The following is a 16,329-nucleotide window of genomic DNA, read 5'->3' on the forward strand; positions in this document are numbered from 1 at the left end:
CTAGGCAGCATTGCGGCGATCCGCCGACGTGCTGCGCGCCCGCTCCAACAACCAGGCGAGGCTCGGTCGCGGCTTGCATTGGATCATGATCTGATAAGCAAAAGCGCTGCGCCAAATCTTGATCAGCAGCCGATTGAACTTGAGCAGGAAGCGCGCCAGCGCGGTATCGCCGACGGCTAGGGGGAAGGGCGCCGGTAGTCCGTCGGTCCAATCGATGTCGAACCCACGATCCTGGAACAACCGCTTGAGCGTTTTCTCTGTGAACAACCGGGTGTGGGTCATATCCAGGATGCCGCGGCTACCGTAGTTGAACGACCCCAGCAGCAAGCTGAGGCGTACCGGTGCAAAGGCGATATTGCCGGTACTGACGATGAGTCTTGTCTCGGGGTGCTGGCCCAAAAATGCTTTCAGGTCGTCTACCAAAGCTTCGGGACGGTTCATGTGCTCGATCACATCCAGCATCACAACGTAATCGAAGCTACGGCCATCAAGTGCCGGTAGCCCCTTATTGAGGTCGTGCTCGATTGCTTCGTCGCAGCGGGTTGGATCAACCTGAAAATCGACGCCGACTACATGGCATCCCTTGTCGCGGAGAGCCTGCGAGATATGCCCCCGGCCACAGCCAAGGTCCAACACCCGTGCACCCGGCGCTACGGCATTCACCGCCTTTGTGTGGGGACTGTCGAAATTGAGCTTCGGCTTGTAAAGATCGGAGCGATCCCGCTGAACATCGAAGCGCGGGTTGTAGAAAAGCCCCGCCCGCTGGATGCGCGCCATGATCGACGCCTTGATCACCTGAAGGGCGTATAGCGTCCCGTTGACGTGGCACACCTCATCTCCATAGTGCGTCGGGATCGGCAGTTCGCGAATGGTGGCCCCGCTCTCAAGCAGCTGAATGATGATCTCCGTGTCGAAGGAAAAATCATCGGCGTTCAAACCGAAGGGAATCTTCCGCAGAACTGCCGTCGAATAGAGACGATAGCCCGAGTGGAACTCTGTCAGGCCGCTGCCGAGAATGCTGTTCTGCGCCCGGCTGAGAATCTGATTGCCGATAAATTTGTAGAGCGGCATGCCACCCTTCAACGCATCCTTTTTTACCATCATGCGGCTGCCAAAGACCGCATCGCACTCCTTGTCCTTCAAGGGTGTCAGAAGTTGCGGCAAAAGCTCGGGCGCATATTGGCCGTCGCCATGGACCAAAGCCACGAAGTCCATGCCCCGTTCAATCGCATAGTGGTATCCGATCTTCTGGTTGCCGCCGTAGCCCTGGTTCTTGCCGTTGGTCATCACCACCACCGGGTAGCGGCAGGATTGATAGCGGTCGGCAGTGGAGAAGGTCTCGTCCTGGCTCGCATCGTCCAAGACAAGGACTTCGACTTCCACATCGGGAATCTCGGGAATTCGATCAAGAACCGAGGTGATGGAGGCTTCAGCATTGTAGGCGACAATCAGGATCAATAGACGGGGACGCTGCGCATCGCCTCCCTGCTTGGAAGCATGCGGTTTTCCCGCCGCCACCACATTGCCGCCCGCCCCGGATTCTCCATGACCGGTGACGCGCGTCGAGGACGCCCGCGTTTTGGCCCGCTTTTCAGAAGTGCGCTCCGTCATTTCACTCTCGTCCGTCGCCGAAAATTTCAACTATCGTTAGGTCAAGAAGGAACTTAATCCCGCACGACAAGTCATTGATCGGTATAATAATACAAAAATGAATTACAAACTGTTAAACCTTAAAACAATTTTCATGCAATCGACGCTACAAGTCGACGGAAGCTGGTTCAACGAGCGGTGAGATGAGGGCATTGCAAGAAGCAGAAAAGACCGCACGGGCCGCAACGGACCAGGAAAGCGATTTGCAATCGCCGTCCTCCGGGGGAGCTGCACGGCGTGGGGCAAAGCGAATCTGGAAAACGTTACTCAGCCTGTTTCTGTCGGCACTGTTGTTCTATCTGGCCTTCATCCAGATTCAATCCAAGTCCCTGCTCGACTCTCTCGGCCGTTTCGATTCCACCATCGTCGCTCTGCTCATTCTGTTGGCCGCGATTCGCATCTTTGCCGTTACGCAACGCTGGCGCTTGCTTCTGGTGGTCATGGCGACAGACCCCGGCTTCGCCACGTCTTTGCGTTTGACCTACGAAGGCGCGCTGCTCAACGGCTTCCTACCTGGATCGATAGCCGGAGACCCCTATAGGATACTCCGCCTGCGCGGCCTCGGAATGGGGCTCAGCGCAGCCTCCTTCGCAACGCTGCTGGACAGGTTCGTAGGAGTCTTAACACTGGCCGGCCTCGGGTTTTTGGGTCTTGTCTGGGCCTTGTGGTCCACCGGCGCGCAAGCCTCGCCGGAGAGCGTTTTGGTCGCCATCGCGGGATTGGGATGCCTGGCGGTGGCGGTCATGGCGGCGCTTCTCTTCGCCGACCGCTCTCCCGTCTCGCTGCCCTGGATCGGTGATTGGGTCGCCAGAGAGTTGCCGGGAATTCGCAGCTCGCTCAAGCGCTTGATGAGAAACCCCCGTCAGATCATGTCCGTGGTCGGCCTCTCCCTCGTTGGACACTTGGCTCTCGCGCTCATGTTCGTTGTGCCTCTGGCGACACTGACGCCACAACTTTCCCTCGGCGCATCGCTCGCCATGGGTTTTGCGATATCGCTTGCCCAACTGCTTCCTTTCTCTGTTGGCGGTTGGGGGGTACGCGAGTTGGCCGCCGTCAGCGGCTTTGGCTTGATTGGCGTTGCCGGGCCCGATGCTCTGGCGACCAGCATTGCGGTCGGGGCGGTCAATAGCCTGATCCTGGTACCGGCTTCGTTGCTGTTCCTTCTCCCCCGTCTCCAAAAGCAGGTCGGGTCGCAAGACGCCGCCAGCCCCGCCACGATGATGGATCGGGAATGACCGGCCCGCGCGTCAACATCTTCGCTTTGTTCGCCGTAGCGATACTATCGCTCGTCATCCTGCCGCATAGTCTGATGCAGGAGACGGTTCTGGATGAAGATCAGTTCGTCGCCGCCGCGTACCTGATGCGCGACCATTTGCTCTACCGGGACTATCTTTATTTTCAGCCGCCGATCTATCCGCTTCTGGTCGGGTCGATCGGAAACTGGCTCGCCCCTGAGCAGCTGTTCCTCTTCGCCAGACTGACGAGTTGGGCCATGGCATCTGGCTGCACGTTGCTGATGTACCTCATCGGCCTGCGGTTGACCGAGCGCCAAACAATAGCTCTGGGCTTGGCTGCCCTGTTTGCACTGTCGCCCTTTCTGATGGCGTCTTTCGGAAGCGCGCGAAACGATATCATGCCGATATTCTTCGGGCTGTCGGGCGTTGCGTTATGCCTATACGGTCTAGCCAGCGATCGCTGGGCCGGGCGATTGCTGCTGTTGTCGGGGATCGCCCTGGCGCTGGCAGTGGGAACAAAGCTTTCCGCGGCCTTCATCCCGCTCGTGGTCACGGTCTATGTGATCTCCCGGCGCAGCGGACGGCCATGGAACGAGCACATCAGAACGCGCGTCTTGCCGTTGGTGCTCGGCGGGATGCTGGGGGCTCTGCCGATTCTCTACTACGCAGTCCAGGCGCCCGACAATTTTCTCTACGACGTGTTCCTGTTTCACCTATCCGACGCGCCGACCCGCTGGTACCGCTTTCTCGGGCGGCCGGAAACTTTGGAACCCGGGATGGTCCTGCATATTGTCCTGTCGGTTCTTTTCCAGGATCCAACCATGCTGGCGGCATTCGCTGTCACCCTTTTGGGTCTGGCGACCGCGCTCGCAGGCCGACTGTGGCACGACCTGCACAGAGCTTTGGACGCGCGTGATGGTTACTTGGTCCTGGCCCTCTTGGCCGCCGGGTTCATTCTGTCGGCGCAGCCGGTTCCTCATCTCGTGCACTACTTCATGCCCGTTGGTCCTTACCTTTTGTTATCGGGTGCGGTGTTTGTGAATTGGCTGGTGGATCGCTATCAGGACCGGCTGACACATTTTCGCATCATCGCCCTTGCTGGTGCCGTGTGCCTGGCCATCGGCCTGACGCTTTCGCCGCAGGTACGGACCTTGGCGCAGGAAGTAGCAACGGTACGTAACAGCGAACAGTGGGTTCCATCGATGGTTCGCAACGCGGCCTTGGCGATCCGCCGGGAACTGGCGGACCGGAAGGCTATCGGACCGATCGCTACCTTGAACCCACTCTACGTTATCGAGGCCGGCTTACCCTTGATGCCGGCGTTCGCCTCCAGCATTTTTCTCTATCGCACTGCCGACCAGGATGATCCCGCTCTCATCTTGCAGGTAAAGGGGATTGCACCAGGACTGCTCGACACCGTTCTCGGTTCGAACCCGCCTGCCGCCGTCCTGATTGGCCACGAGATAGAAGATCTGTCCCGGCCGATGATCGGCTGGGCGCAAGAGCAAGGATATAAGGAAGTGAACAGTCCGGGACCGGGTTTGCGGCTGTTTTTGCGTTAGCTTAATGTCACTCCGGGATACGCGCGGTATCGCCCCAGAAACGGCTTATCGATTCCATGGCTTCCACCATCCGGTCAAAGGAGACCGGCTTGGTGACGAAGGCGTTGGCACCCGCTGCGTAACAGCTATCGATGTCGCTCTTTGCCGAAGATGTGCTGACGACAATGACCGGCACCTTACTGAAGCGTTCATGACCGCGCAATTTTTGCAGTACTTCCCGACCGTCCATGACCGGCATATTGAGATCAAGCAGGATCAGCGCACCGCAGACCGCCGATTCCTCCAATCGAGCCGTCAGCTTCTCGAACAGATCAATCCCGGACCCTATGTGATGAAAGTCGACCTTCTGCCCCGACGCCTCGATCGCGGCCTTGGTAAGCATCGCATCCTCGGCATCGTCATCAACCATGATTATGGTCAAGAGGTTGCCTGGCTCAAGCATTTGCCTCCTCCCCAACTCCATAGGGCTGCGACAAAGGCAGGACGATTTGGAAGGTCGCACCCTGTTCAAGCGCGGCCGTGGCCGATATGCGCCCGCCATGGCGCTCGACGATCTTGCGGCAGATCGCCAGTCCCATGCCGGTGCCGTCTGCTTGAGACTTGCCGACGAGCCGCCTGAACGGCAGGAACGCGTTATCTGCCTGATCCTGGGCAAACCCTATTCCGTTGTCCGACACCGCTATGGTTACCTCTCCGTCCCGGGTTTCCTGGGTAATCCTAATTTCCAGATCACGGGTTTTAGAACGATACTTTAAGCTGTTCATGAGGAGATTCTGAAACAGGCGTCCCAACAGGTTCGCATTGCCGATAATTGTAGGCAATTCGCAGACCTCAATCTTGGCGCGCGCTTCGTTCGCAGCCATTTCGACATCGGCGAGAGCCGCCTTTAGCACTTCGTTCAGGTCAATTGCATCGAAAGGCGCCAATTCACGGCCGATACGGGAGTAAGCGAGCAGCTCTTGTATCAACGCCTGGGATCGGATCGCACCGCCGATCATAAAGGAAAGGTACTGCTTGCCCTCTTCGTCCAGCGCCGAAGCATAGCGTTTTTCGATCAAGGAACCGAAGGCCGAGATTTTCCGCAACGGCTCTTGCAGGTCGTGGGAAGCGATCTGAGCGAATTGCTCGAGTTCGCTGTTCGAGCGCACCAGGACATCCGTCATCTCCGCGTTCTGTTTATTTCGCTTCAGCAACGATTTAATCATCAGGCTGACTTGACGGGACAAAACGTCGATCTCGAGAAATGACGATTTAAGAGCAACCGGCGCTGCCAACTTGCCTTTGGCCACAGCGGTCAAGCTCCGGCCAAGATCGCGCAGCGGCTGCGACAGCAAATGATCAATGAGGTAAAACACCGTCACCGCCGCAAGCACGGCTATAACCAGGATCAACCCGGTCCAGCGCAGAAAATCGCCGCGGATCGATGACAGAAGCGATGAAGCCGGGACTTCAACGACAATGAAGACATCCGGTGCCACGCTACTGATAGCGGCGTGGGCCATGATCCACTGGGTGCCATCGGCACGTTGGTGCATATGAACGGGATCGAGCGTTTCGACCATTTCGACGATCATCTGATCGTCCGACATATCCGCTTCGGCGTTGGTTATCGATCCCGCACGGACGAACACCTTCCCGCTTCTGTCGACGATGGAGACCCTCGTGCCCTCCGGCAGGTTGCGATCGGACAGACGTTGTTCGATCCAGGTCGGCTCCTTTCCGGTAATCAGCAGACCGGATATCTGGTTCTGCTCGTCAAAGATCGGCAGGGCCATAGGAAGAAATGGTTTCTGGCTGATGCGACCGAAAATGTACCGCCCAACCGCAAACTTGCCCGTGCTTACCGCTTCCTTGAAGTAATCACGGTCGGAAATATCGACTGGCTTTACGGGTCCGTCCGATCCGCACTCGAATATTCCGTCCCGGTCGGCACGGATGATGGTGCCGAATCCCAAGATGACCGATGCGGAATCGCTGAGGATCGATGAGCAGGTCTCAACATCCGTGCCCGCCACCCGGTTGCGTATCAATGCCAGCGTATCGCGTCCCGATGTGGCCCATTGCTGATGCGCCTCGGCGATCAGAGTTTGAATGCGGTCAACCTGGTCGAAGGCGCGCTGTATTTCACGGTTTCGATAACTGTCGATCGCCAGATATGCGATCAAGGCACCCGGCAGGACCAGGGTTAACGACAGGGCGGCCGCGAAACCGCGCAATGACCAAAGCTTCTGTGTTCGACGCCCGACCTCGACGCGCTTGGCGCCACTTTGATCCGCCGCTTGGGCCAGGCTGGTCACGAAGCGATCTTTCGCAAGCGCTTGGCTTCATACATGGCACGGTCCGCACGGGCAACGACCCCGCTGGGGCTTTCCTCGGCCTGAAGGCTGCTTGCGAGACCGATGCTGACGTTTATCGCAAGGGGCTGGCCGCCGTCGGAAAGCGTCAGCGAAAACTGCATCTCGTTCCGCATCCGATCCAACGCTTCGGTGAGGTTCAGATGCTGCTCGCCCTCCTCCAAGATGACGGCAAACTCATCACCGCCAATACGCGCAACCACGTCGGTGGCGCGAACCTGGCGCCGCAGGCGCTCGCCAACCTCGATCAAAACCTTATCGCCAGCCGCATGACCGTGCTTGTCGTTGATCTGCTTGAACTGATCGACGTCTATGACGATCACATGGAAACTGCGATCGCGCCTGGCCGAGCGCCTCGCCGCGTAGACAAGCGCTTCTTCGAAGAACCGGCGATTGGATAGCCCGGTCAAGGGATCCCGCAGGGAAAGATCGCGGACCTGCTGTTCAAGCTGATGCCTATGCAAGGCGTAACGAATGGAACGCTCTAGCAAAGCCGGGGTGATTTCACCCTTTACCAGATAGTCGAAGACACCCCGGTTCATGGCTTCCAGGTCGACCGCGCGGTCATGGGTCCCCGTCAGTAACAAGACCGGGAAGTCAAGCTCCTTGATTTTCAAGCGCTCCATAACATCCAGGCCGGTGCTGCCGCCCAGCCAATAGTCGAGCAAACAAACATCCGGCGCCGCACGCAGCAACAGAAGGTCGGCGCGCTCGGTATCGGAAATCCAGATCAACTCATACTCGAAGTCGGCAATTGAACGCAGCGTCGACTCAACAAGCACCTTGTCTTCGATATCATCATCCACCAACGCAATGCGGAGCGGCTTGGAATCGTCGGCGGATATGGATGTCGCACTGATCATAAGTTCCATTCCTCTGATGGCTTGCCGAACCGGCGCACTTCCCAAAGTGCAAGCGCGATAACGGTCTTTGTCCATTTCCTCAAAATTTAACAAAATGTGACAGAAGTTCGTTAAGAGGCGGTTAACGAATGGGCATCAGAGGCAACGCGTGCACTGGGAACCCCAGGAAAGCGCCCGCTGCCAACGCTGTAAACCACTGGGCTGACTCTGAAGGGAAGATCGCCCTATCGGGAAGAAAATCGGCGCGGCGCTCAAGACGCACGCGTAACCGGCTTGACGGCAAAATGCCGCGATGCTTACCATCGGCCTCTCGGGCAATGCGGACGCCCGGTTAGACGGTTGTCGTCCAAGTTCCGCTCCGAACCCTTGTGGGAAGGAGCGCGCACATGACGAGACCAGATTCACACCAAAGATCGAGCCTATTCGAAGCCGATAAGGTACGCCGGTTTTGGCGCGTTACAGTTTGCGCACTGTCAGGGCCATTCCTTCAGCAGTTACACCTTAGGTGCAGGCCATGAGCGCGCTGCTCCTTACCCGTTTGGATGTGGCCGGGCTGATGGGGCCTGCCGATTATCTCAGCGCAGTCGAAACTGCCTTTCGGTTGAGCAAACACGGCAAGGCGCTGTCCCCGCCGCCGATGCACATACCCGGTTTAGACGGCGGTTTTCATGCGAAAGGTGCCGCACTCTTGAATGAACGGCAGGTTGTGGCGTTGAAACTCAACGGCAATTTTCCCGGCAATTCGCGGCTTCAATTGCCCACGATCCAAGGCGTGGTTCTGCTCTGCGATGCCAGGAACGGTATGCTGCTGGCGATAATCGATTCGATTGAGATCACATTGCAGCGAACGGCAGCCGCGAGTGCACTTGCCGCAAAGTATCTCGCTAGAGCGGACGCGTCGGCACTCGCCGTTTGCGGCTGTGGCGCGCAATCCCGCGCACAGGCCATTGCGTTGGCTGCGGTTTGCGGATTCCATCGCGGCGCTGCTTGGGACGCCGATTATCGGAAGGCCGAAGTATTTTCGGCGGAAATGAGCAAAGTTCTCGGCATCCCGTTTGAACCGCTCCCAGATCTACGTAGTGCCACGCGCGGGGCCGATGTGATCGTGACCTGCACCACCGCGCAGATGCCATTTTTAACTGAGGCCGACGTCTCGCCTGGTGCGTTCATTGCCGCGGTAGGTGCCGACAACCCCGATAAAAGCGAGATTGCTCCATCGCTCATGGCACGCGCTAAGGTCGTCGTCGACAACCTGGATCAATGCCTGGAAATGGGCGATCTGCACCATGCGATCGCGGCGGGCGTGATGACGGCCGCTGCAGTACATGGCGACCTTGGGGATATTGTTACCGGTCGGATACCGGGGCGAGCGGGTTCTAAGGAAGTCTTCCTGTTCGACTCAACCGGGACGGCAATCCAGGACGTAGCCAGTGCAGTACGCGTTTACGAGAAAGCCGTCGCTGCCGGAATCGGGACGCCCTTTGCGTTCGCGGCTCCTTGACCGCAAGGGATCACGAGGTTCACACGGTTTTGCCGGTGGCCCGAACCCGCCGCATAACTGAGATTTTAGATGCTCGGAGGGAAATGGTGCCCAGGGGCGGATTCGAACCACCGACACCGTGATTTTCAGTCACGTGCTCTACCAACTGAGCTACCTGGGCACTTGCGATCGACCCAATCTATGCAATTGGGCCAGCATTGGTATGCGCGAGGGCGCTTATAGGAAAACTGGCGGCCCCTGTCCAGTGGAGAAAGCATTCGGAGCGTCGACCAATCCTACCAAGTAAGGTCAGGGGAAGGAAACCTGCAGGTCGCGGCGTTCCCCATCACGCAAAAAGACCAATGACAGAACCTCGCCGCCGGAAAGCAATTGCACCGCGCGCAACAACGCGGCTTCACTGCGAAGCGGCTGGCCAGCGGCGGCCAACAGCCGATCCCCGGCTTGCAAGCCTGCTTTCGCGGCGGGGCCGTCCGGCAACAAACCGACAATCCTCAAAGCCGGCATTCCATCGCCGGTAATTTCCGCCTCGGCCTTTAAGCCAAGGCTCCGGTAACGCACCTTGCCGTTGCCCAACAGTTCTTCGGCCACGCGCTCCAGCAAGGCCACGGAAACCGCAAAATTCACGCCGATGTTGGCATCCGATTCCTTGGTGAAAATCGCCGAGAGCAGGCCGATCAATCGACCCTGTTCATCGAACAATGCGCCGCCCGACGCGCCCGGATTGACGGCGGCATCGGTCTGCAGAAAATCCTCCACCACGTTGAAACCTATCCCGGTCCGACCGCTCGCCGACAGGACGCCGCAGGTTACCGACAAATCAAGACCGAAAGCATTTCCCACCGCGCAGACCTTGGCTCCCAACGGCGGCGGCGCGGCTCGTTCGGGCACCGGCAGGTCGACCGGCACCCGCAGCAGCGCGATATCGCTCAAAGGATCGCCCGCAATCACCTCCGCTGGAAACTGCCGCCCGTCGGCCAACCGCACGCGAATAGCCGTCGCCTGTCCGACAACATGCCAAGCCGTGGCGACAATGCCACCACTGGCATAGGCAAACCCGCTGCCTTCGGGCTCCTCCAGGCGCTGCTGCCCCGCGTTTTGCGGCCATGTCGGCAGGACACTGACCACCGAATTCAAGAAACGGTCTTCAAAAGCAACCGTGGTTTTAAGTCCAAAAACCAGAGCGCTGGGCAGCAGTAACAGAAGCAGGCATAGGTGGCGCAGGTTCATTCGTCGTCTCCCTCGCCGTCCACTCCTCCATCTCCATAGGTGCCGTCATCCCCGGACAAGGGCGGCTCGTCGGTCGGCACCCTGTAGGCCCCGGTAAACCACCGCCCCAAGTCTATCTCCGCGCAACGGGCCGAACAGAAAGGGCGATGCTCGGTCGTGGGCGCGCGGCGGCAAATCGGACAGCCACCTTTGCTACGCCGCGCTTGTGGTAAAGGTACCACCTGCGGGGCCTTGTCGTTCATCGGTCCGCCTCCCATGTTACGTCGAACCCGGTCGAATTTTTGTCCGGCGTTATCATAACTTCATAGCCGATCCGACGGTTGGTCGATTGAAGTGCCTCAGCAGCCTCCACCTCCAAAGCCTGCTTCACCTGCGGTGTCACGCGCAAGCCTGCGGTGTCGCCCGGTCGATCCAGGGCCGCAGTTTGAAGGGCGCGTAAAGCGCGGTAAGCCTGGCTCAAGGGCGTGTATTCTCGGCCGCTGCCCTGCGTGCCGCAAGGTGCGGTAACGAGCTCATGCAACGCCAGACGGCTGCGCCTGCGCGTCATGGTGAAGAGACCGGACGCCCGGACTGAATGGAACTGCACCGGCTCGGGATCCTCCGCAAATGCCTGCGCCAGAACGCCCTCCAACTCTTCACGTGCGCTGCGTTGCTGAAGATCGAGAAAGTCGATGAGGATCAGGCCGGAAAGATTGCGCAGACGCACCTGTCGTGCGATTTCCCAGGCCGCCTCCCGATTGGCCGCGCGGGCAGATTTTTGCCGCGCGCTATCCAAATCGATGGCGACGCAAGCATGTGTCGGTTCGATCCAGAGCCGTGCACCCGAAGGCAGACGCACTTCCGGCCGCAAAAGCGCCTCCACCTCCTCTTCCAGCGCTTCGGCTTCGAAGAGCGCCGCGTTTCCGTGATAGAGCGTCAAGGCCGCCACCAAGTCTGGCCGCCGGTCGGTTAGCAGCCGTCTCAGCCGCTGGTGAAATGCCGGGTCATCGACGACGATCTCATCTGGTGCCTCGGCGCTTTGGAGCAGAGCCAGGACCGGGTCTGCGGCACGCAACAACAGGCAAGGCGCCGACTGCGCTGACAGGCCTTCCGGCAACGCCTCGCTGTAGAGCGCCGCCTTCGGCCCCTTTTCGCCTTCCGCCTCCCTTACAATCCGGAGGATCACGCCATCACCTTCGGAGAGGGCTGCATCCTTCTCCAACGGCAGGAAAGCCGAAACTTCCTCGCCAATATCACAAAAGGCCGCGGCCAAACCACGATCCCGCTTGGTCACCCGTGCACGATAAACATTGCCGAGGCGCGAGGGATTGGAAGCATATTCGATCAGCAGATCGGTCAGCCTGTCATCCACGCACCTAGCCATGCGAACTTCGCCCGGCAGGCTGGATATCAGGACGCGGCTCATGGCTGGTATCCGAGCCCCTTCAACAGCAGCAGCGTTTCCAGGATCGGCAGACCGACTACATTGGGATACGAACCGTTGATCCAGGGGATGAAAGCCGCAGCCCGCCCCTGAATGGCATAACCGCCTGCCTTGCCGCGCCACTCATCACCGGCCAGATAACTGGCGATCTCGCTATCGCTCAAGCGTTTAAAGCGCACGGCCGTCTCGGCGAGTCGCTGCACGCGGGTGCCGTCCGGTCCTTGAAGAACCACCGCGCCCAGTACCTTGTGTCGGCTGCCCGACAGCATCTCCAAGCAACGCCGCGCCTGGTCTTCGGTCTCCGCTTTCGGCAGAATTCGCCGACCCAGGGCCACCACGGTATCGGCGGCCAGAACATAAGCGCCGGAATGCCGCTGGCAGACCGCATCCAGCTTTGCCCAAGCGACGCGGCGGGCATAGACGGGCGGCAGCTCACGCGGCAGCACGGCCTCATCGATCTCAGCCGGATCAACCTGATCCGGCACGATGCCTACTTGTCGGAGGAGGTCCAGGCGTCGCGGCGAGGCCGATGCCAACACCAGTTGGGCCTTGCGGGTAGACGCCGTCATGAGCGCAAAGGCTCCTTACTTGAAGCGGAAGGTTATCCGCCCCTTCGTCAGATCATAGGGGGTCATTTCGACATTTACCCGGTCACCGGCCAGCACGCGGATGCGGTGCTTGCGCATTTTGCCCGCCGTGTGGGCCAGGACCTCATGGTCATTATCCAGCTTCACGCGAAACATGGCGTTGGGCAGCAGCTCAACGACAGTCCCCTGAAATTCGATCAGATCTTCCTTCGCCATCTACATCTCATTGTTGGTTGCTTGATTAAGGAAAGCATTCACAAGCGATTCATCCCCGACACGCGGCTCCATTCGACATCGAGCCGATACCAAGGGAGCCCCGACGCTCTCTCGTTGGCGCGGACTATAACCGAGTGATGCGCCAAGGACAAACCGACTTTCACACCACCGGTTTGAGATCCAGCGTGAAGCGCTTCTTGATGCGTTCCATCAGGTCGTCGCGGACCTTACGAAAGGCATCCAGGCGCTCCTCTCTTTTACCCTCGACCAAAGAGGGGTCGAAAGTGTTCCAGAATTCGACGTCGCAGGCCATGGTTCTCGTCATTTCGACCGCCCGGTGCTGGGCCTCCGGCGACAGGGAAATAATGAGATCGAAAGAGCTGTCCTGGAGTTGGTCGAAGGTTTTGCTGCGGTGCCTGGAAAGATCAATTCCGATCTCGTCCATCGCCGCGATGGCAAAGCCATCAACTTCTCCGTCGTGGACGCCGGCGGAATCGACGTAGATCCGGTGCCCCAGCAGATGCTTGAGCAGACCCTCAGCCATCGGCGAGCGGATTGAATTGCGGGTGCAGGCGAAGAGGACGGCCTCCGGCAGGTGATCGGTCACGCGCTCAACCCCTGATATGCAATACGCAAAGCAGCGTGAAGAGGCGTCGCGCGGTGTTGAAATCGATTTCCACACGATCGCCGAGCCGTTCTCTTAGAACCTCCGATCCTTCGTTGTGCAGGCCGCGCCGCCCCATATCGATGGCCTCGATCCGCGACGGTGTCGCGGTCTTGATAGCCTCGAAATAGCTTTCGCAAACGTCGAAGTAATCCTTGATGACCCTGCGGAAGGGCTTCACCGACATGGCGATGCTTTCAAGCAAGGCATCCGCTTCGTCGCCGATATCGAATATAAGCCGGTCTTCCTCCAGGCGAAGCGTCAGCCGGAACGGCCCGTCAACACCGCTGGTCGGCGCGAAGTGGTTATCCTCCAGCAGATCATAGATGGCCACTGCCCGTTCATGCTCTACGTCGGCGGTGCGGCGCACGACCGATTTCTCGTCGAGCTTGATATCCGTGATTCGGTGACAGGCTTTCCCCATCCCGCCAGCCTACTGCGCGGCGTCCGCATTCGCCAGACGGATGGCGACCGAGAGTGCGTGGGCATCGAGACCTTCTGCTTCCGCCAGCAAAACCGCAGCGGGACCGATGGCGCGCAAACCCTCCGCTGTACAGCCAATCAGCGACGAACGCTTCATGAAATCAAGAACGGAAAGGCCGGAGGAAAAACGCGCCGTGCGCGACGTCGGCAGCACGTGATTGGGGCCCGCCAGATAGTCGCCGATTGCCTCAGGCGTATGGCGTCCGAGGAAGATCGCGCCCGCATGGCGAACCATGGCAGCCATTCCCTCCGGATCGGCCACCGCCAGTTCCAGGTGTTCGGGCGCGATGTGGTTTACCAACGCAGGCGCATCGGTCAAGGCCCCGACGACAATGATCGCGCCGTAATCATTCCAGCTTTGCTGCGCTATGGCGCTACGCGGCAAGCGCTTCAGCAAAGCGACGACCGCCGCTTCGACCGCCTCGGCGAAGGCGGCATCATCGGTTATCAGAATGGACTGGGCGGCGGTATCGTGTTCGGCTTGGCTCAACAGGTCGGCGGCGATCCAGCGCGGATCGTTGTCGCCATCGGCGACAACCAGAATCTCGGACGGCCCGGCAATGGAATCGATGCCGACCTTGCCGAAGACCCGACGCTTCGCGGCAGCGACATAAGCGTTGCCCGGCCCGACGATCTTATCGACCGCGGCGATAGTATGCGTGCCAAAGGCAAGCGCCCCGACCGCCTGGGCACCGCCGATCCGATAAGCTTCCGTGATCCCCGCCAGGCGCGCAGCCACCAATACCAAGGGGTTGATCTTGCCGTCCGGCGACGGCACCACCATGACGCGCCGCTCGACGCCGGCCACCTTGGCGGGCAAGGCATTCATCAGCACCGAAGAAGGATAGGCCGCCGTTCCGCCCGGTACATAAAGGCCCACCGCATCGACCGGCGTCCACCGGTAACCGAGGAGGTTTCCCTCAGCATCGCGATAACTGAGGTCCGTCGGCCGCTGGCGGGCATGAAAGTCCTCAATACGCGCCGCGGCGACTTTGAGCGCCTCCAGCGTTGTCGCGGAAACCTCCTGCGCCGCCGCGTCAAAGGCGGCCTCCTCGATCTGCAGCGTCGACGGCGTCAAGGTCAGGCGATCAAACTGTTCCGTGTAGGCTATGACAGCGGCGTCACCTTTAGTTCGAACAGCCTCCAGTATCTCCGCGACGGCTCGGTCGACATTTTCGTCGATCTCGCGTTTAAGCCCCAGAAACGCTTCGAACGTTGCTGCAAAATCACTGTCACTGCTGTTGAGTTTAACCGGCATCGACTACCTCCTGGAAGATATCGATCCAGCGGCCGACCGCTTCAGGCCTTGTCTTGAGCGCTGCGCGGTTGACGATCAGCCGCGAGCTGATCTCGGCAATATGTTCAATCTCCACCAGATCGTTTGCCTTCAGAGTGCTGCCGGTCGAGACCAAGTCGACGATGCGGCGGCATAGCCCCAAACTGGGCGCCAGTTCCATCGCACCGGACAGCTTGATGACCTCTGCCTGGACACCGCGCGCGGCGAAGTGCCGCTTGGTGACCTCAGGATACTTTGTTGCGATGCGCACGTGGCTCCAACGCGATGGATCGTCGCTATCGGCCAGTGCCTTGGGTTCGGCGACCGAAAGACGGCAGTGTCCGACGTTCAAATCGACCGGCGCATAGATTTCCGGGTAGTCGAACTCCATCAGCACATCGGACCCGGCAACGCCAAGCTGTGCGCCGCCGAAGGCAACAAAGGTCGCCACATCGAAACTGCGCACGCGCACGAGGTCCAAGCCCGGATGGTTGGTGGTGAAACGAAGCTGGCGCGCATGTTCGTCGTGAAAGGCAGCCTCCGGCTCGATCCCCGCGCGCTTCAACAGCGGCAGTATCTCCTTGAGAATTCGTCCTTTCGGCAAGGCCACAACAAGGCCTTCTTGCGTGCTCACCGCTCGCATCTCCCTCTTTATCTCGGTATGTCGGGGCAGAGGCTTACCACCAAGGCCGTCAGGACTCCAGATCAGGATTCCCCGAAGGCGATTTCTCCAAGTCATCTGGAGGCGAGTCAGCGTGCTGCGGCCGTCTCAGGGTCGGCCAGGGTTCGCCCAGATCATCGAGTTGGCAACTCAATCGAGTCACGGTCAACTCAACAGCGGCACCACCAGCGAAGGTCAAGATCACCCGCTTGCCGTGTAAAGTAATGGCCAGAAGTTCCAAGATGCGGCCCCGGTCGGCTAAATCAAAGCCGCGCAGGCGTGCGAGCTTCACGCAATGAACGATAACCCCACAATTGACCCGTTCGTAAACCGCCTCACCACCCGACCCGACCGCTGCAAAAGCGACGTCTTCGCTGCTTCCGTCCTTATACTCATCCTGTTCGGCCGCATCCGCCGCCAGGGATTCGGGCGCGCGCTCCCAACAGAAACGATTTGCGACTAGCGCGAAGCGCTTCTCCTTGGCCAGGAAACGCATCTCCTGAACCGGAATCAACGCGTCTTGCAGCATCGCCGAAGCAACGGCCAAATCCTCCGCATCACGCACCCGCAGCTTCAAGCCCCGATTTCTGTCGCCTTCGGTCATGCTCAGATCCTACCCCCTCGCAA

17 protein-coding genes and 1 tRNA gene are annotated in these 16,329 nt (G+C 59.4%); 3 read left to right on the forward strand and 15 right to left on the reverse strand.

Going from position 1 to position 16,329, the window contains the following annotated elements; all coding sequences use genetic code 11:
* A complete protein-coding gene (locus FHR98_RS15755) occupies positions 1-1,611 on the reverse strand; it encodes a bifunctional glycosyltransferase/class I SAM-dependent methyltransferase (protein WP_183417697.1) in 1,611 nt (536 codons plus the stop codon).
* Between the two features lie 182 nt (positions 1,612-1,793).
* Here FHR98_RS15755 and FHR98_RS15760 point away from each other — a divergent pair, with 182 nt between their 5' ends.
* Positions 1,794-2,885 carry a lysylphosphatidylglycerol synthase transmembrane domain-containing protein gene (locus FHR98_RS15760; RefSeq protein ID WP_183417698.1) on the forward strand — a complete coding sequence of 364 codons (1,092 nt, stop codon included), beginning with the start codon at positions 1,794-1,796 and terminating at the stop codon, positions 2,883-2,885.
* Entirely contained in the window at positions 2,882-4,447 is a 1,566-nt protein-coding gene (locus tag FHR98_RS15765) for a phospholipid carrier-dependent glycosyltransferase (RefSeq protein WP_183417699.1), read from the forward strand. The genes FHR98_RS15760 and FHR98_RS15765 overlap by 4 nt, the downstream gene beginning before the upstream one ends.
* A gap of 7 nt (positions 4,448-4,454) precedes the next feature.
* On the opposite strand, the gene FHR98_RS15770 is transcribed toward FHR98_RS15765, so the two are convergent.
* From FHR98_RS15770 to FHR98_RS15780, 3 genes are read right to left on the reverse strand one after another with little or no spacing between them, the layout of a single operon-like run.
* Complete coding sequence (locus FHR98_RS15770) at positions 4,455-4,889, reverse strand: response regulator (protein ID WP_183417700.1); 435 nt, start codon at positions 4,887-4,889, stop codon at positions 4,455-4,457.
* The gene (locus FHR98_RS15775; RefSeq protein ID WP_183417701.1) at positions 4,882-6,744 is read right to left on the reverse strand and encodes an ATP-binding protein; all 1,863 of its coding nucleotides are present in this window, start codon (positions 6,742-6,744) and stop codon (positions 4,882-4,884) included. The genes FHR98_RS15770 and FHR98_RS15775 overlap by 8 nt, the downstream gene beginning before the upstream one ends.
* Positions 6,741-7,664, reverse strand: a complete 924-nt coding sequence (locus FHR98_RS15780; protein ID WP_183417702.1) for a GGDEF domain-containing protein — start codon at positions 7,662-7,664, stop codon at positions 6,741-6,743. The genes FHR98_RS15775 and FHR98_RS15780 overlap by 4 nt, the downstream gene beginning before the upstream one ends.
* 514 nt (positions 7,665-8,178) lie before the next feature.
* Here FHR98_RS15780 and FHR98_RS15785 point away from each other — a divergent pair.
* A complete protein-coding gene (locus tag FHR98_RS15785; RefSeq protein ID WP_183417703.1) occupies positions 8,179-9,165 on the forward strand; it encodes an ornithine cyclodeaminase family protein in 987 nt (328 codons plus the stop codon).
* Positions 9,166-9,249: 84 nt separating this feature from the next.
* On the opposite strand, the gene FHR98_RS15790 is transcribed toward FHR98_RS15785, so the two are convergent.
* The 11 genes from FHR98_RS15790 to FHR98_RS15840 all read right to left on the reverse strand — a co-directional run bounded on the left by FHR98_RS15790 (position 9,250) and on the right by FHR98_RS15840 (position 16,306).
* A tRNA-Phe gene (locus tag FHR98_RS15790) sits at positions 9,250-9,325 on the reverse strand.
* A 128-nt stretch (positions 9,326-9,453) separates the two neighbouring features.
* Positions 9,454-10,392 (reverse strand): S1C family serine protease, encoded by a 939-nt coding sequence (locus FHR98_RS15795; RefSeq protein ID WP_183417704.1) that lies wholly within the window; start codon positions 10,390-10,392, stop codon positions 9,454-9,456.
* On the reverse strand, positions 10,389-10,634 hold the full coding sequence (locus FHR98_RS15800) for a DNA gyrase inhibitor YacG (RefSeq protein ID WP_183417705.1): 246 nt from the start codon (positions 10,632-10,634) through the stop codon (positions 10,389-10,391). Before FHR98_RS15800 ends, FHR98_RS15795 begins: the two co-directional genes overlap by 4 nt.
* A complete protein-coding gene (locus tag FHR98_RS15805; RefSeq protein WP_183417706.1) occupies positions 10,631-11,797 on the reverse strand; it encodes a ribonuclease E/G in 1,167 nt (388 codons plus the stop codon). The genes FHR98_RS15800 and FHR98_RS15805 overlap by 4 nt, the downstream gene beginning before the upstream one ends.
* Complete coding sequence (locus FHR98_RS15810) at positions 11,794-12,384, reverse strand: Maf family protein (protein WP_183417707.1); 591 nt, start codon at positions 12,382-12,384, stop codon at positions 11,794-11,796. The genes FHR98_RS15805 and FHR98_RS15810 overlap by 4 nt, the downstream gene beginning before the upstream one ends.
* 15 nt (positions 12,385-12,399) lie before the next feature.
* Complete coding sequence (gene infA / locus FHR98_RS15815; RefSeq protein ID WP_183417708.1) at positions 12,400-12,618, reverse strand: translation initiation factor IF-1; 219 nt, start codon at positions 12,616-12,618, stop codon at positions 12,400-12,402.
* A 160-nt stretch (positions 12,619-12,778) separates the two neighbouring features.
* On the reverse strand, positions 12,779-13,225 hold the full coding sequence (locus FHR98_RS15820) for an arsenate reductase ArsC (RefSeq protein ID WP_183417709.1): 447 nt from the start codon (positions 13,223-13,225) through the stop codon (positions 12,779-12,781).
* A gap of 4 nt (positions 13,226-13,229) precedes the next feature.
* Complete coding sequence (locus FHR98_RS15825) at positions 13,230-13,706, reverse strand: UPF0262 family protein (RefSeq protein WP_183417710.1); 477 nt, start codon at positions 13,704-13,706, stop codon at positions 13,230-13,232.
* 9 nt (positions 13,707-13,715) lie between these two features.
* Positions 13,716-15,023, reverse strand: a complete 1,308-nt coding sequence (gene hisD, locus FHR98_RS15830; protein ID WP_183417711.1) for a histidinol dehydrogenase — start codon at positions 15,021-15,023, stop codon at positions 13,716-13,718.
* Positions 15,013-15,684, reverse strand: coding sequence for an ATP phosphoribosyltransferase (hisG, locus tag FHR98_RS15835; protein ID WP_183417712.1), 672 nt, complete (start codon positions 15,682-15,684; stop codon positions 15,013-15,015). Before hisG ends, hisD begins: the two co-directional genes overlap by 11 nt.
* A gap of 49 nt (positions 15,685-15,733) precedes the next feature.
* Positions 15,734-16,306: a DUF2948 family protein gene (locus FHR98_RS15840; protein WP_183417713.1), complete on the reverse strand. Its 573-nt coding sequence runs from the start codon at positions 16,304-16,306 to the stop codon at positions 15,734-15,736.
* Positions 16,307-16,329 lie beyond the last annotated feature (23 nt).

Source organism: Limibacillus halophilus (assembly GCF_014191775.1).
GTDB classification, from domain to species: Bacteria; Pseudomonadota; Alphaproteobacteria; order Kiloniellales; family CECT-8803; genus Limibacillus; species Limibacillus halophilus.

Coding starts and splice junctions, on each gene's coding strand:
- FHR98_RS15755 (WP_183417697.1), bottom strand. CDS start 1,611: ATGACGGAGCGCACTTCTGAAAAGCGGGCCAAAACGCGGGCGTCCTCG.
- FHR98_RS15760 (WP_183417698.1), top strand. CDS start 1,794: ATGAGGGCATTGCAAGAAGCAGAAAAGACCGCACGGGCCGCAACGGAC.
- FHR98_RS15765 (WP_183417699.1), top strand. CDS start 2,882: ATGACCGGCCCGCGCGTCAACATCTTCGCTTTGTTCGCCGTAGCGATA.
- FHR98_RS15770 (WP_183417700.1), bottom strand. CDS start 4,889: ATGCTTGAGCCAGGCAACCTCTTGACCATAATCATGGTTGATGACGAT.
- FHR98_RS15780 (WP_183417702.1), bottom strand. CDS start 7,664: ATGATCAGTGCGACATCCATATCCGCCGACGATTCCAAGCCGCTCCGC.
- FHR98_RS15785 (WP_183417703.1), top strand. CDS start 8,179: ATGAGCGCGCTGCTCCTTACCCGTTTGGATGTGGCCGGGCTGATGGGG.
- FHR98_RS15795 (WP_183417704.1), bottom strand. CDS start 10,392: ATGAACCTGCGCCACCTATGCCTGCTTCTGTTACTGCTGCCCAGCGCT.
- FHR98_RS15800 (WP_183417705.1), bottom strand. CDS start 10,634: ATGAACGACAAGGCCCCGCAGGTGGTACCTTTACCACAAGCGCGGCGT.
- FHR98_RS15805 (WP_183417706.1), bottom strand. CDS start 11,797: ATGAGCCGCGTCCTGATATCCAGCCTGCCGGGCGAAGTTCGCATGGCT.
- FHR98_RS15810 (WP_183417707.1), bottom strand. CDS start 12,384: ATGACGGCGTCTACCCGCAAGGCCCAACTGGTGTTGGCATCGGCCTCG.
- infA (WP_183417708.1), bottom strand. CDS start 12,618: ATGGCGAAGGAAGATCTGATCGAATTTCAGGGGACTGTCGTTGAGCTG.
- FHR98_RS15825 (WP_183417710.1), bottom strand. CDS start 13,706: ATGGGGAAAGCCTGTCACCGAATCACGGATATCAAGCTCGACGAGAAA.
- hisD (WP_183417711.1), bottom strand. CDS start 15,023: ATGCCGGTTAAACTCAACAGCAGTGACAGTGATTTTGCAGCAACGTTC.
- hisG (WP_183417712.1), bottom strand. CDS start 15,684: ATGCGAGCGGTGAGCACGCAAGAAGGCCTTGTTGTGGCCTTGCCGAAA.
- FHR98_RS15840 (WP_183417713.1), bottom strand. CDS start 16,306: ATGACCGAAGGCGACAGAAATCGGGGCTTGAAGCTGCGGGTGCGTGAT.